The sequence below is a fragment of the Rhodobacter sp. CZR27 genome (assembly GCF_002407205.1).
In the GTDB taxonomy this organism is placed as follows: domain Bacteria; phylum Pseudomonadota; class Alphaproteobacteria; order Rhodobacterales; family Rhodobacteraceae; genus Cereibacter_A.
Genome location: NZ_CP023548.1, coordinates 509,829 through 523,899 on the forward strand (window position 1 = coordinate 509,829; position 14,071 = coordinate 523,899).

The following is a 14,071-nucleotide window of genomic DNA, read 5'->3' on the forward strand; positions in this document are numbered from 1 at the left end:
CGGGCTACTTCGTCTCGGGGTAAAACGCGCGGCACTGCTCCACCGCGGGAATCGCCTGCCGCGCCAACTGGACGCGCTTCTTCTTCAGTTGCTCAAGCGTGCGGGCCTCGGCGGCAAGGTCGATCGCCTTGGGCTGGCGCACGGTATAGGGCACCTGGTCGAAGCAGCGGCGCGGCGGGTAATAGATCCGCTCGCCGTTGGCGCGGTAGCGCACGAAGGGTGGCCCGCAATCCACCCATTCCGGGCGATAGTCGGTCACCTCCTCGATCGCGTAGCCGCGGGCGAGGTTCAGTTCGCCCTCCTGGATCAGCTCGTCCACCACGCGCAGGTCGCGCGTCACCTGCGCGATGCAGCGTTCCTGCGGCGTGCCGCAGGCGGCAAGAAGAGCGAACAGCGGGATCAGGGGGCCGGCGCGTCTCATGTCCCCGAAGCTACCCGTTTCCCGGTCCCGCGCCAGTGGTTTCTGGATCGACGGCGGCAAAGCTGCTAGCTCTCGCGGAAAAGCTGTGGGAGGTTTGCATGATTGACGGCATGGACGAGCACAAGGCCCGGGCCTCCGCCTGGTTCCGAAGCCTGCGGGACCAGATCCTCGCGGCGTTCGAGGATCTGGAGGATGCGGTGGCCGGCACGTCCCCCACCGACCCGGCGCCCGGGCGCTTCGAGGTCACCGAGACCGAGCGCGAGGGCGGCGGGGGCGGCGGCCTGATGAGCGTGATGCGCGGCGGCCGGGTGTTCGAGAAGGTGGGCGTCAACGTCTCGACCGTCCACGGACGGCTGGCCGAGCGGGCGCAGCGCGCCATGGCGGCCCGCGGCGTGCCGGGGATGGAGGCGGACCCGCGGTTCTGGGCCTCGGGCATCAGCCTCGTCGCGCACATGCAGAACCCGCATGTGCCGGCGGTGCACATGAACACGCGGATGTTCTGGACACCGCACGCCTGGTGGTTCGGCGGCGGCTCCGACCTCAATCCCTGCCTCGAATATCCCGAGGACACCGAGCATTTCCACTCCACCCTGCGCACCGCCTGCGAGGCGCATTCGCCCGACGCCTATCCCCGCTTCAAGGCCTGGGCCGACGAGTATTTCTTCGTCCCCCACCGTGGGCGGGCGCGGGGCGTCGGCGGCATCTTCTACGACGACCTGAACACCGGCGACTGGGAGGCCGACTTCGCCTTCACCCAAGAGATCGGCCGCGCCTTCCTGCCGGCCTTCGTGCCGCTGGTCGAACGCCGGGTCGCCACACCCTGGACCGAGGCCGACCGCGACGCGCAGCTGATCCACCGCGGGCTCTATGCCGAATACAATCTGGTCTATGACCGGGGCACGAAGTTCGGGCTCGAGACCGGCCACGACGCCAATGCCGTGCTGATGAGCCTGCCGCCGCTGGCCAAGTGGGTCTGACGGACGGGGCCAGCGCCTTCCGACGGTCTATTCGCTGCAGACATAGACCGCGCCACCAACGGCCACCACCGTCACCGCGGCCGCCGCGAGGGTGGCCGGGGCGCTGACGATGGGCAGCGCCGTGGCGCCGAGGTTCGAGAGCGCGGCCGAAACCGATCCGGTCGAGCCCGAGAGCACGACGGCCCCGGCGCTGTTTTCAACCGCTTGGACGCCGTTCAGCACCCGGCCGGCGGCGCCCGCCACCTTCCGGGCGGTCTCGGCCGAGGCGTTGACCTTCTCGCAGAAGGCGCCCGTGGGCTGGGCGCAATGCACATAGGCGTCGCGCTTGCCCTCGGCAAAGCCGGTGTAGGTGTCGGTTTCGTGGTCGAACTGCAGGCAGAACACCGACCGCTCGCGGTCGTTCAGCCCGGGCGTCATGGCGCGCAGCGTGACATAGCCGGGGCAGGTGATGTCGCCATAGCCGCCGAGCCAGCGTTCGCGCGTCGAGCGGTTGGCGCGGACCTCCTGATCCTCGCTGTCGTAGCTGAGCGCGGTGGGGAAGCCCTCGAGCGAGGTCAGGCAGGCCTGCGGCTTGGCCGCGGCGGCGGTCGGGGCAAGGAGCAGAAGGGCGACGAGGGCCGGGCGCATGGCGATTCCGCATATCAGGCTGCGGGCGAACCTGTCGGCTGGGGCCGAGGAAGGCAACCGGGGGCGGCTCAAGGATGCGTGAGCCGCCCCGCGCGTCTCACTTGCCGCGGATCGTCTCGATCAGCAGCGTCACGTTCTCGGGATCGGCCTCGGGGGTGATGCCGTGGCCGAGGTTGAAGATGTGCGGGCCGTTCCGGAACGCCTCGACCACGCGCTTCGTGGCCGCCACCAGTTCTTCGCCGCCCGTCACCATGTATTTCGGGTCGAGGTTGCCCTGCACGCAGGTCTTGCCGGCCTGAACCTTCTCGGCCGCCCATTCCGGGCTGACGGAGTTGTCGATGGCCACGCAATCCGCGCCGGTCTTTTCGGCGAAACCGATGTAACCCTCGCCCGCCTCGCGCGGGAAGGCGATGACCGGCAGGCCCGGGTGGCGCGCCTTCAGTTCGGCGATGATCTTCTTCGCCGGGGCGACCGCGAAATCCTCGAAGTCCTGACCTTTCAGCGATCCGGCCCAGCTGTCAAACAGCTTGACCACCTCGCAGCCGGCCTCGACCTGCTTCGAGAGATATTCGATCGTGGCGTCGGTCACCCGGTCCATCAGCGCGACGAAGGCCGGACGGTCGGTATCCTTCAGCTTGTGGGCGGCGGCCTGGTCCTTCGACCCGCGGCCCGCGATCATGTAGGTCGCGACCGTCCAGGGCATCCCGGCGAAACCGATGAAGGTTGTCTCCTTGGGAAGTTCGCGGGAGAGGATGCGGCAGGTCTCGTAGACCGGGGCGAGCTTGTCGTGGATGTCATCGCGGCCCTTCAGCGCCTCGACCCCGGCCATGTCGGTGATCGTCGACATCCGCGGGCCTTCGCCCGTCTCGAACCACAGATCCGCGCCGAGCGCCTGCGGCAGCAGCAGGATGTCGGCGAACAGGATCGCCGCGTCGAAGCCATAGCGGCGGATCGGCTGCAGCGTCACCTCGGCGGCGAGTTCGGGGTTGTAGCACAGCGAGAGAAAGTCCCCCGCCTGGGCGCGGGTCGCGCGGTACTCCGGCAGGTAGCGCCCAGCCTGACGCATCAGCCAGATCGGGGGCGTGGGCAGCGTCTCGCCCTTCAGCGACCGCAGCATCGTCTTCGTCATGGAGGTGCTCCTTCTCAGCTTGCGTGCTGGTTCCCAAGCTGCGCATGGGATGTCAATATGGGGAGTTGTCAGGGCAAATGGACAGCGATAACCAAATCGGCATGACACACACCATGCCCACCCCCGCTGAACCCCTCAAGATCGGCACGCGCGGCTCGCCGCTTGCGTTGGCTCAGGCCTACGAGACCCGCAGCCGCCTGTCGGCCGCGTTCTCGCTGCCGGAAGAGGCATTCGAAATCGTGGTCATAAAAACCACCGGCGACAAGGTCTTGGACCGCCCTCTGAAGGAGATCGGCGGCAAGGGCCTGTTCACGCGCGAGATCGAGGAGGCCCTGCTGGACGGGGGAATCGACATCGCCGTGCATTCGATGAAGGACATGCCGACGCTTCAGCCCGAGGGGCTGATCCTCGACACGTACCTGCCGCGCGAGGACACGCGGGACGCCTTCATCACCTTCGCCGAAGGGGGGCTGGCTGATTTGCCGCAGGGCGCCGTGGTGGGCTCGTCGAGCCTTCGCCGCCGCGCGCAACTCCTGAACCGCCGCCCGGACCTGCAGATCGTGGAGTTCCGGGGGAACCTCCAGACCCGTCTCAAGAAGCTTTCGGACGGGGTGGCGCGGGGCACCTTCCTCGCGATGGCCGGGCTGAACCGGCTGAAGATGGATGACGTGCCGCGCGTGGCCATCGAGCCCGAGGACATGCTGTCGGCCGTGGCGCAGGGCGCCATCGGGATCGAGCGCCGGATCGACGACCCGCGCACGCAGGAGATGCTGGCCGCGATCCACGACGTCCCCACCGGCCACCGGCTTGCGGCTGAGCGCAGCTACCTGCTGAAGCTCGACGGCTCGTGCGAGACGCCGATCGCCGGCCTTGCGGTGCTGGAAGGCGATCAGGTCTGGCTGCGCGGCGAGATCCTGCGGCCCGACGGGTCAGAGTCGATCTCGGGCGAGATCCGCGGCCCGATCCCGGATGCGGCGGCGCTGGGGGCGGAACTCGCCTCGGAACTGCTGGGCCGGGCGCCGAAGGACTTCTTCAGCTGGCGCTGAATCCCTGATCGACGTGATCCCGAGGGCGGCCCCTGCGGCCGCCCTTTTCCTGTCCGCCGCGACATTTTCTTGCGTGGGTGCGGCAACAGGCGCTCTCGGCGGAGGGCGGAACGCTGGTAACCTTCGGATATGACGGCATGGTGCCGCCGGGGTGCGAGTCATGTCACAGGCCGATGCAGCCACTCCCGCCGCCGATCCCTTCGTCGAGGTGATCGCCAACGCCCTCCGCGAGCCGCCGGTGCGGATCCGGCCGCTGCCGCTGCCGGACGGTGACCAACTCTGGCTGAAACGCGTCGAGGACCTCACCCACCGCGCCTGGCAGCGCAAGGGCGACATGCGCCGCCTGCTCCGGCGCGAGCGCGAGGGCTATGCCCGGATGGCCGAAGCCGGCTTGCCTGTGGTGGCGATGGTGGACGGGCACACGGACTGGCTGGTGACGCGCGACGCGGGCGCCAACCTGCGCCACCTGCTGCGCTCCTCCGATGTCCGCTCGCGCGAGCGGACGGCCGCCTTTGCCGCGGCAGGCGAGGCGCTGGGGAAGGTGCATCGGGCCGGGTTCACCCATGGCCGGCCAACGATGCGCGCGATCTGCTGGGACGGCGAGTGCGCCCGCTTCATCAGCCTTGCCCGCTATGCGGAGCGCCGCCGCCGCAACCGGCATTTCGCGCTGGACGTGATGATCTTCATCCACTCCTGCCTGTGTGCCGACCGCAGCGCGCATGACGTGTTGGGCGCGGCGCTGGGCGCCTACCTGACCCACGCCCCCGAGGGCACCTGGCCCGCCGTGCACCGCATGGCGCTGCTGCTCTCCATGGTCGCGCCCGCCGCCACCGCGCTGCGCCTCGCGCGCCCCGGCTCGCGCGAGTTGAGCGCCCTGCCGCTGGCGCTGGCCTATGTGACCGAGCACCAGCGCCAGCCCTGAGGGACCCTCTGCCCCCGGCGCGGGATCCGTGTCATCGTGGCGCAAGGCGACGGCGGCAGGAGGCGTGCGGTGGGCGACGGTGTGATCATCCTGATGGCGCTGGCGATTCTGGGTATCCTGCTGGGAACGCCCGTCGCGACCGTCCTGCTCTGGCTGCGCCAGAGGCGGTTGCTCGACCGGATCGGCCGGCTCGAGGCGGCACTGGCGACGCTGGCGCCCGCGCCGCAAGCTACGCCAGAGGCGACGCCCGCACCGCAAGTTGAACCGGCTGCCGCTACGCCAGTGCCGACGGCCGCCTTCGAAGCCCCGGCTGAACCCGAGCCCGCCGTGGCGGATCTCGCGGCGGGTCCATGGGCCGGCCGCACTCCGCGCCCCGGGCCGCCACAGGATGAACCCCTGCCGTCCGGCACGGACAGCAGGGCCGTGGTGTTCCGCGCCGACCGGCTTTCGGCGCTTGCGCTGTGGCTGAGGACCAACTGGGCCTTCACGCTCTCCGCCGTCTCGCTTGCCTTCGCGGGGATCTTCTTCGTGCAATATGGCATCGAGGCGGGCCTGCTGCCGCCCCCTCTGCGCGTCGCGGCGGCGGTTGCCTTCGGCCTCGCGCTGGTCGCAGCGGGCGAATGGGTGCGCCGCCGCGGCGGCGAGGGCGACGAGGCGCCGGCGCTCTACCTTCCGTCCGTGTTCTCGGCCGCGGGTCTCGTCTCGATCTATGCCGGGATCGTTGCGGGACGGCTGCTCTACATGCTTTATGGCCCGTCGCTGACGCTCGCGGGGCTGGTCGCGACCACGCTGGGCGCGGTCCTGCTGGGCTGGCGTCACGGGCCCTTCCTGGTCGCGATGGGCCTTTCCGGCGCCGGCGCGGCGCCCTTCCTCGTGGCGGGGGAGAGCGGCGCCACGGCGATGCTCTATCCCTATTACCTGTTGATTGCCTTCCTCGGTCTTGCGGTGGATGCGTTCCGACGCTGGGGCTGGGTCTCGGTGCTGGCGCTTGTGGTTGGCGTCGGAGGCGCCTTCCTGATGTTCCTCGGCGGGGCGGGGGAGGGGGGCTGGGCGCTGTCGCTGGCGGGGTTCGTCGGGCTGTCCGTCGTGGTGCCCGCGCGCGCGCCGATCCCCGACCACGAGGCGCCCGCGCTCAGCGACCGGCTGCTGGGAGCGGGCTTCCCCGCCTTCCCGGTGCGGCTGGCGCTGGGCATGGTGGCGGTGGCCTCGCTCGCGCTGTGGCTGAGCATCGACGGCCTCTGGTCCTTCGGCACGCTCGCCGGCCTTTCGGTCGCGCTGGTGGTGATGAGCCTGCGCGCGCCCGGCATCGGCGACCTCGCGATCCTGCCAGCCCTGGCCTTCCTCGCGCATCTGTGGACCGCCGAGGGCATGGCGCGCGGCTTCGCCCTTCAGGCCATCGCGCTGCGCGCGCCGGAATCCGCGCCCCCGGCCACGGCCACGGCGCTTCTGCTGATGGCCGGCGTGGTGTCCATGGCGCTCTCCGGCCGGGCCTGGGGCAGCCTGCTCCGGCCGCTCGCGCTGGCGGCCGTGCTGGTCGCGCCCGTCGCCGCCGCGCTGCTGGAGTTCCGCTGGCAGCCTGCGCCGGTGGTGGGCAATCTGCCCTGGGCGCTGCACGTGATGGCGGTCGCTGCGCTGATGACCTGGTTCGCGCTGCGCTGGGCCGGGCTCGAGGACCGGAGGCCGATGGCCTGGGCCGTGCTCGCCGCGCTCTCCTGCGTCGCCCTTGCGATGACTCTGCTTCTCGAGGCGGCGGCGCTGACGCTGGCGCTCGGGGTGCTGGTGGTGGTCGCGGCCTGGCTCGACCGGCGTCTGCGGCTGGTCGAGATGGGCTGGTTCCTGCAACTGGGCGCCGTCGCGATCAGCTACCGGCTGCTGGCCGATCCCGGCTTCGACTGGGCGCGGTTCGCCCCGGTGGAGCAGGTGCTGGCGGCCTTCCTCGGTGCCATCGCGGCTGCCGCTGCGGCGCGGGCCCTGCTGCCCGAGGAGCGGCGGATGGAACGGACGGTGGCGGAGAGCGCGGCCGTCGCCTGGGCCGCGCTGCTGGTCGACGTGCTCCTCCTGCGCTGGTTCGGTGCGACGGACCTCGACCGCGGATTCCAGACGCACTGGTTCCTGTCGCTGCAGGCGCTGCCCTGGCTGGTGGTGGCCGTGACGCAGCTCTGGCGCGTCAGGGGTGACGGCCTGCCGGACAAGCTCCGCCGCGCGCTGGCGGCTGCGGCGGGGGCTGTGGCCGCCGCCTTCCTGCTGATGGCGGTGGTTCCGGCCAACCCGCTGATCGCGGGCGAGTCGGGCAGGATCCTCGGCGTGCCGCTGCTCGACAGCCTTGCCGTGGCCTATGCGCTGCCGGGGGCGCTGATCATCGCCGCCGCCGCGGTCATTCCCGGTCTGGGCCTGATCCGGCGGCCGGTGCAGCTGGCGGGCGGGGCGCTCGTCCTGCTATGGGCGGTGCTCGAGATCCGCCGGCTCTGGCACGGCGCGCGGATCGATGCGCCGCTGGTGCTGCAGGGCGAGCTTTACAGCTACACCGTGGCGATGCTCGTCTGCGGCGCGGCGCTGCTCTGGCAGGCCGTGCAGCGCCGGTCCGAGACCCTGCGGCGCCTCGCGATGCTGGTGATCGCGGTCACGGTGGCCAAGGTCTTCCTGTGGGATGCCGCTGGCCTCTCGGGCCTCGTCCGGGTGCTGAGCTTCTTCTGCCTTGGGTTGGTGCTGGCGGGGATGGCGTGGCTCAACACGCTGGTGCGCCGCGCGATGGCGGGCGATCAGGGCAGCACCTGAAGCCAGAGCCAGATCGTCAGGATCGACGTGCCGGTGGCGATCAGCACGGCCGAGGCGGTCACCCGCTTCGCCACGCCGTAGAGGTTGGCGAAGAGATAGGTGTTCACCCCCGGCGCCATCGCGGCGGTGACCACGGCCGAGCGGATCTGCGCCGTGTCCAGCCCGAAGGCATACCGGCCAAGCAGCCACGCCACCCCCGGATGCACCACCAGCGACAGGACCGTGATCATGCCGATCACCTTCATGTCGCCCTCGGGCCGATAGCGCATCAGCACGCCGCCAAGCCCGAAGAGCGCCGTGGGCAGCGCCGCCCGCGCCATCATGCCGACAGCGCCGTCGATGACCTCGGGCAGCGCCATGCCCGACAGGTTCACGATGAAGCCGAGCGTGATGCCGATCACCAGCGGCTGGCTGAAGATCGCCGTCACCACCTGCCGCGCCAGACGCGGCTTCGACAGGCCCATCCCGTGCGAGCGCACGATCTCCATGAAGGTGATGCCGAAACCGTAGAGGAGCGGCGAATGGATCGAGATGATCGCATAGTTCGCGGCCAATGCGTCCGGGCCATAGGCGCGCTCGGTGATCGGCAGGCCCAGAAGCAGCGAGTTCGAGAACAGGCACGCGAAGCCGATGGCCACGCAGTCCTCGAGCGGTCGGTGGAACAGGTGCCGCGCCCCGAGGAAGCCTGCCCAGAATCCGGCGAAGGCCCCGGCGTAGAACGATACGAAGAGCCCGACGTCGTAGTTCGCCGACAGGTCCAGCCGCGCGATGGACGAGAACAGCAGGCAGGGCACCGCGAAGTTCTGCGCGAAACGCATGATCCCATCGACGGCGAGGTCCGAGATCAGCCCGGCCCGCACCGCCGCGTAGCCGAACCCGATGACGAGGAAGACCGGCAGGATGACATCGATCAGCGCGCTCATGCGTCGAGGTCGAAGCTCAGCCCGTCGTAGGCCGGCACGACATGGGCCGGCAGTTCGGCCGCGAGCGTCTCGTAGTCGAGGTCGATGTGCATGTTGGTCAGGATCGCGCGCTCGGGCCGCGCCCGGCCGATCCATTCGAGTGCCAGGTCGAGATGGGCATGGGTCGGATGCGGCTTGCGGCGCAGCGTGTCGAGCACCCACATCTCCAGCCCGTCGAGATGCACCCAGCTTTCCTCGGGGATCGACAGCACGTCGGGCAGGTAGGCCATGCCGCCCACGCGGAACCCCAGCGCATCGGTCGGCCCGTGGCTGACTTCAAACGGCTGCAGCCGGATCGTCCCGCCGGCGCCGGTGATCTCGAACGGGCCGTCGATGGTGTTCAGCTCAAGGATCGGCGGATAGAGCGATCCGGACGGCTGCGTGAAGGCATAGCCGAAGCGCGTCAGCAGCGAATCCTGCGTGACCGGATCGGCCCAGACCGGCAGGCGCTTCTGCATGTTGAAGACGATCTGGCGCAGGTCGTCGATGCCGTGGACGTGGTCGGCATGGGCATGGGTCCAGGCGACCGCATCCAGAACGCCGACCCCGGCATCCAGAAGCTGAGGGTGCAGGTCGGGCGATGTGTCGATCAGCACCCGGGTCGTGCCGCCGTTGTCGATCCGCTCGATCAGCATCGAGCAGCGGCGGCGGCGGTTCTTCGGGTTGGCGGGGTCGCAGTCGCCCCAATGGCCGCCCAGCCGCGGCACGCCCCCCGACGAGCCGCAGCCGAGGATGGTGCAGCGCAGACGCGCCATCAGGCGGCGGCCTTCGCGAACAGCCGGTCGAAGTTTGCCGTGGTTGCCGCGGCGAATTCCGCGAGGCTCAGTCCGAAGACCTCGGCCCCCTTCGCGGCGGTATGGGCGGTATAGGCGGGCTCGTTGCGCCGCCCGCGGTGGGGTGGGGGGGCGAGGTAGGGGCTGTCGGTCTCGAGCAGGATGCGGTCGAGCGGTGCCGCTGCGAAGATCGCGCGCAGCTCGGCCGACTTCGGGAAGGCGGCGATCCCGGACATGGACAGGTAGAAGCCCAGATCCAGCGCCGCCTCGGCCAGCGCGGGGCCGGAGGAGAAGCAGTGCATCACGCAGGTGTAGGCGCCGGCGCGATGCTCCTCGGTCAGGATGCGGGCCATGTCCTCGTCCGCGTCGCGGGCGTGGATGATCAGCGGCAAGCCGGTGCGGCGCGCGGCCTCGATGTGGATGCGCAGGCTTTCCTGCTGCGCCCCGCGGCTTTCCGGCGTGTAGTGGTAGTCGAGTCCGCTTTCGCCGATTCCGACGAACTTGGGATGCGCGGCCAGCGCCACCAGCTCCTCGACCGTCGCCATCGGTTCCTCGGCCGCGCTCATCGGATGGGTGCCGGCGGCGTAGAACACGCCGTCGAAGGCTTCGGCAATCGCGCGGACGCGCGGCTCATGCCGCAGGCGGGTGCAGATCGTCACCATCCGCGTCACGCCAGCCGCCCGCGCACGGGCGACGATCTCGGGCAGTTCGCCCTCGAAGTCGGGAAAATCCAGGTGGCAGTGGCTGTCGACGATCTGCGGCAGGAGGGGTTCGGGCGTCATCCAGGCTTACCTTGGGGCGAGCTGCGCCGCCGTCTCGTCGATCCTGAGAACCATATCCATGAGAAGCGCGGCAGGGTCAAGGTTGACCGCCCGCCCGCGCCGCGCCCGGTTTCCCAGCGACTGCGCGAGATCCGCCCAGCCCCGCGCGGTCTGCGGATCGGGCGCAAGGCGCGCGATCAGCTGCGCCTCGCCGGGGGCGGCCTCGGGCGGGGTCCGCCCCAGCGTGCCGGCACGCGCCAGACGGGCAAGGAAGAGGTCGATCAGCGACAGCATGAGATCGAACTGCGCCTCGGCTCCCCTGCCCGAGGCGGCGTCGGCCAGCGCCACCAGCTTTCCGCGATCGAGCCGGGGCAGCCCGGACAGCAGGCCGACCAGCGCGGCGTAGAGCTTCATGCCGTCGAGATTGGCTATGCGGATCGCCTCGCCGGCCGAACCGCCGGCCAGTTCGGCAAGCGCGGCCGGATCGCTTGCCTCGACCCCGGCCGCCTCCAGCGCGCGGGCCATGTCGGAGGCCCCCAGCGGCGTCAGCCGCAACTCCCTGCAGCGCGAACGGATTGTCGGCAGAAGCCGCGAGGGCTGGTGGCAGACCAGCAGGATCGTCACCCCTGCGGGCGGTTCCTCCAGCAGCTTGAGCAGCGCGTTCGCGGCCGAGGGGTTCATCTCGTCCGCCGGATCGACGATGGCGACCCGTCGCCCGCCGTCCGCGGAGGACAGCGAGAAGAAGGACTTCATTCGCCGCACTTCCTCGACCGTGATCTGGGTCTTCAGCCGCTTCGCCTTCTCGTCCCAGGCGCGGCGGAGCAGGAACAGGCTCCCTTCGGACAGGGCAGCCACACGGCGCGCGACCGGATGCTCCGCCGGGATGTCGAGCGAGGCGGGCGGAGGGGGTGCGAACAACCCGCCGTCGGGCGGGGTTGCCAGCAGGAAGCGCGCGACGCGCCAGGCCAGCGTCGCCTTGCCCACGCCGAGCGGACCCGTGATCAGCCAGCCGTGATGCAGCCGGCCGGAGGTGAAGGCGGCGAGGAACTCGGCCTCGGCACGGTCATGGCCGAAGAGACGCGCCGTCTGGCGCGGGTGGGGGGCGCCCTCGACGCGGTCGGGTTCGGGAATGTCATCCTGCGCGGGCTGCGCCATTGCTCCCTCTCGGATGGGCGTGGCGCCATCCTGTCAGCCGGGGCGCAGGACGGAGGTAGGATGACGGGAGCCGGGAATGCAAGCGCCTCGCGCGGTCATCGGTGGCCCGAAGCTGCGCCACGGTGCGACGTGCAGGAGCCATTCCGCCGCTCGCGGCTGGCTCCTGCCACAGGGCGCGTCCGCCACGGGTGCCCCAAAATGCGACGTGGCCGGCCCATCGGCCGGCCGCTCGGGCCCCTGGGGGTCAGCGTCCGTTCAGGTCGTCAGAGCTTCATCCCGAACATCTTCGCGAGTTCTTCGTACGACATCAGCTTCTGGGGCGTGATCATCTTCAGCAGTTCGTCGAAAGCCGTGGTGTCGAGCTCCGCCAGTTGGCCGAAGATCTCTTCGTTGGTCGGCAGTTTCTTCGGGGTCATGGACTCGAGCATGTCGGTGAAGCCCATCGCCTTGGCATCGCCGAGTTCCGCGCCCTTGCCGAAGATCTCTTCGTTGGTGGGCAGTTTCTTCGGCGTCATGTCGGCCAGCATCTGCGACATCGCCTTTTCCATATCAGACATAGTGCTCTCCTCTAACGGGCATTAGAACTCATGATCAGACGCGCAACACGCCTCGAAACGATGCGGATGCACCTGCGGTCCTGACGTTAGCACGCGGCGCGGCTTCCTCACGCAGAAACGCGCGGAACAAGGTGCGGCATACACTCGCACCGCGCCGGCCCGGCGGGACCTGCGAAATTTTTACCAGCAAATCCGGGATCTTCCTTGTTCGGTGCCGGCCTTCGCGCTAGTCGGGAACCCGAGTCGATCCGAGCCCCGAGGCCCCGATGAGCCACCGTTTCGCCCTTCGCGTTTACTACGAGGACACCGACCTCGCGGGAATCGTCTACTACGCCAACTATCTGAAGTTCATCGAGCGCGGCCGCAGCGAATGGGTCCGCGGAAAGGGCATCGACCAGGGCCGGCTGCGCGACGAGACGGGGATCGTCTTCGCCGTCCGCCGGGTCGAGGCCGATTACCTGCGTCCGGCCCGCTTCGACGACCTGCTCGAGGTCGAGACCCGGCTGGTCGAGACCGGCGGCGCGCGCATCGTGCTGGATCAGGAGGTCTGGCGCGACGACGAGAAGCTTTTCGCCGCGCGCGTGGTGCTGGTATGTCTGGATGCAGAGGGCCGGGCGGCCCGGCTTCCGGCGGATGTCCGCCAGCGCCTCGGCTGAGAGGCGCCATCAGGGGTCGCAGCGACAGGTGGCACCCATTTGCCACTTGACGCAGATGTGTTGGCAATCCCTCTAAAAGCCGGATAGAATCACCTGTAAGGAACGGCCCGCAGAACGGCCCCAAGAGAGCAGGCAGATGGAAACGGAAACCCTTGCGACGGCGCAGGAGATTGATTTCTCCATGCTCGCCCTCTTCGCGCGCGCGACGCTCACCGTGAAGTTCGTGATGATCCTGCTGATCGTCATGTCCTTCTGGTCGTGGGCCATCATCATCCAGAAACACATCATGTTCCGTCTGGCGCGGCGCGAGGCCTCGATCTTCGACCGCGCCTTCTGGTCGGGCGAGCCGCTGGACGAGCTCTTCGAGCGTCTGGGTCCCCAGCCCGAGGGCGCGTCCGAGAAGATCTTTGCCGCCGGCATGCTGGAGTGGCGCCGCAGCCACCGCAACGATGGCGGGCTGATCGCGGGCGCCCAGTCGCGCATCGACCGCTCCATGGGCGTGGCGATCGACAAGGAGAGCGAGCGGCTGAACGCGGGCCTGTCGTTCCTCGCCACCACCGGCTCGACCGCGCCCTTCATCGGCCTCTTCGGCACGGTCTGGGGCATCAAGCACGCCTTCGAGCAGATCGCGATCTCGCAGAACACGAACCTCGCCGTCGTGGCGCCGGGTATCGCCGAGGCGCTGCTCGCCACTGCCTTCGGTCTCGTGGCCGCGATCCCGGCCGTGGTGTTCTACAACAAGCTCAATGCCGATTCCGAACGGATCATCGGCGGCTACGACGCCTTCTCCGACGAATTCGCCACCATCCTGTCGCGCCAGCTGGACGCGGCCTGACCGATGGGTGCGGGCGTCATCAAGAAGTCCGGCGGGGGCCGGCGCGGCCGTCGTCGCGGCGCCTCGGCCGCGATGTCCGAGATCAACGTCACGCCCTTCGTGGACGTGATGCTCGTGCTTCTCATCATCTTCATGGTGGCCGCGCCGCTGCTGACCGTGGGCGTTCCCGTGAAGCTGCCCGAGACGGCGGCCAACGCGCTTCCGACCGAGCAGGAGGAGCCGCTGACCATCACGCTGGTCGCCGACGGCCGGCTGATGATCCAGACCACCGAGACGGCCGAGGCCGATCTGATCCCCAAGCTTTCCGCCATCGCGGCCGAGCGGACCTCGAAGAAGGTCTTCCTGCGCGCGGACGGCTCGATACCCTACGAGCGGGTGGCACAGGTGATGGGCGCGCTCAACAAGGGCGGCTTCCAGGACATCGGGCTGGTGACGGATGTCGGCGGCCCGACCTTCGGCGGAAACGACGGCTAGG

Annotated in this window: 15 protein-coding genes; 7 read left to right on the forward strand and 8 right to left on the reverse strand. The window is 69.6% G+C overall.

From position 1 onward, the window contains the following. Positions 1 to 4 precede the first annotated feature (4 nt). Positions 5 to 421: a hypothetical protein gene (locus tag CK951_RS02685; protein WP_096784698.1), complete on the reverse strand. Its 417-nt coding sequence runs from the start codon at positions 419 to 421 to the stop codon at positions 5 to 7. Positions 422 to 519: 98 nt separating this feature from the next. Between CK951_RS02685 and hemF the strand changes: the two genes are divergently transcribed. Continuing rightward, positions 520 to 1,398 carry an oxygen-dependent coproporphyrinogen oxidase gene (hemF, locus tag CK951_RS02690; protein ID WP_096784699.1) on the forward strand — a complete coding sequence of 293 codons (879 nt, stop codon included), beginning with the start codon at positions 520 to 522 and terminating at the stop codon, positions 1,396 to 1,398. Positions 1,399 to 1,425: 27 nt separating this feature from the next. Here hemF and CK951_RS02695 read toward each other — a convergent pair whose 3' ends face one another. Beyond that, positions 1,426 to 2,025 (reverse strand): hypothetical protein, encoded by a 600-nt coding sequence (locus CK951_RS02695; protein WP_096784700.1) that lies wholly within the window; start codon positions 2,023 to 2,025, stop codon positions 1,426 to 1,428. A 97-nt stretch (positions 2,026 to 2,122) separates the two neighbouring features. Next, the gene (gene hemE, locus CK951_RS02700) at positions 2,123 to 3,154 is read right to left on the reverse strand and encodes a uroporphyrinogen decarboxylase (protein WP_096784701.1); all 1,032 of its coding nucleotides are present in this window, start codon (positions 3,152 to 3,154) and stop codon (positions 2,123 to 2,125) included. Positions 3,155 to 3,231: 77 nt separating this feature from the next. Here hemE and hemC point away from each other — a divergent pair, with 77 nt between their 5' ends. The 3 genes from hemC (at position 3,232) to CK951_RS02715 (ending at position 7,897) form a co-directional block, all read left to right on the forward strand. Next, the gene (gene hemC, locus CK951_RS02705; RefSeq protein WP_096784702.1) at positions 3,232 to 4,200 is read left to right on the forward strand and encodes a hydroxymethylbilane synthase; all 969 of its coding nucleotides are present in this window, start codon (positions 3,232 to 3,234) and stop codon (positions 4,198 to 4,200) included. A gap of 160 nt (positions 4,201 to 4,360) precedes the next feature. Beyond that, positions 4,361 to 5,122: a serine/threonine protein phosphatase gene (locus CK951_RS02710; RefSeq protein ID WP_096784703.1), complete on the forward strand. Its 762-nt coding sequence runs from the start codon at positions 4,361 to 4,363 to the stop codon at positions 5,120 to 5,122. Between the two features lie 69 nt (positions 5,123 to 5,191). After that, entirely contained in the window at positions 5,192 to 7,897 is a 2,706-nt protein-coding gene (locus CK951_RS02715; protein ID WP_232520661.1) for a DUF2339 domain-containing protein, read from the forward strand. On the opposite strand, the gene CK951_RS02720 is transcribed toward CK951_RS02715, so the two are convergent. From CK951_RS02720 to CK951_RS02740, 5 genes are all read right to left on the reverse strand, one after another. Further along, on the reverse strand, positions 7,882 to 8,820 hold the full coding sequence (locus tag CK951_RS02720; protein ID WP_096784704.1) for an AEC family transporter: 939 nt from the start codon (positions 8,818 to 8,820) through the stop codon (positions 7,882 to 7,884). The genes CK951_RS02715 and CK951_RS02720 overlap by 16 nt on opposite strands. Continuing rightward, positions 8,817 to 9,614, reverse strand: a complete 798-nt coding sequence (locus tag CK951_RS02725; RefSeq protein ID WP_096784705.1) for an MBL fold metallo-hydrolase — start codon at positions 9,612 to 9,614, stop codon at positions 8,817 to 8,819. Before CK951_RS02725 ends, CK951_RS02720 begins: the two co-directional genes overlap by 4 nt. Beyond that, complete coding sequence (locus CK951_RS02730) at positions 9,614 to 10,414, reverse strand: TatD family hydrolase (RefSeq protein WP_096784706.1); 801 nt, start codon at positions 10,412 to 10,414, stop codon at positions 9,614 to 9,616. Before CK951_RS02730 ends, CK951_RS02725 begins: the two co-directional genes overlap by 1 nt. A gap of 6 nt (positions 10,415 to 10,420) precedes the next feature. Then, a complete protein-coding gene (locus CK951_RS02735) occupies positions 10,421 to 11,548 on the reverse strand; it encodes a DNA polymerase III subunit delta' (protein ID WP_096784707.1) in 1,128 nt (375 codons plus the stop codon). A 263-nt stretch (positions 11,549 to 11,811) separates the two neighbouring features. Beyond that, positions 11,812 to 12,105: a hypothetical protein gene (locus tag CK951_RS02740; RefSeq protein ID WP_096784708.1), complete on the reverse strand. Its 294-nt coding sequence runs from the start codon at positions 12,103 to 12,105 to the stop codon at positions 11,812 to 11,814. Between the two features lie 266 nt (positions 12,106 to 12,371). Here CK951_RS02740 and ybgC point away from each other — a divergent pair, with 266 nt between their 5' ends. The 3 genes from ybgC (at position 12,372) to tolR (ending at position 14,070) form a co-directional block, all read left to right on the forward strand. Next, positions 12,372 to 12,761, forward strand: a complete 390-nt coding sequence (ybgC, locus tag CK951_RS02745) for a tol-pal system-associated acyl-CoA thioesterase (RefSeq protein WP_096784709.1) — start codon at positions 12,372 to 12,374, stop codon at positions 12,759 to 12,761. A 136-nt stretch (positions 12,762 to 12,897) separates the two neighbouring features. Continuing rightward, positions 12,898 to 13,596 (forward strand): protein TolQ, encoded by a 699-nt coding sequence (gene tolQ, locus CK951_RS02750; RefSeq protein ID WP_096784710.1) that lies wholly within the window; start codon positions 12,898 to 12,900, stop codon positions 13,594 to 13,596. 3 nt (positions 13,597 to 13,599) lie between these two features. Beyond that, on the forward strand, positions 13,600 to 14,070 hold the full coding sequence (gene tolR, locus CK951_RS02755; RefSeq protein ID WP_096784711.1) for a protein TolR: 471 nt from the start codon (positions 13,600 to 13,602) through the stop codon (positions 14,068 to 14,070). The last annotated feature ends 1 nt before the right edge of the window (position 14,071 follow it).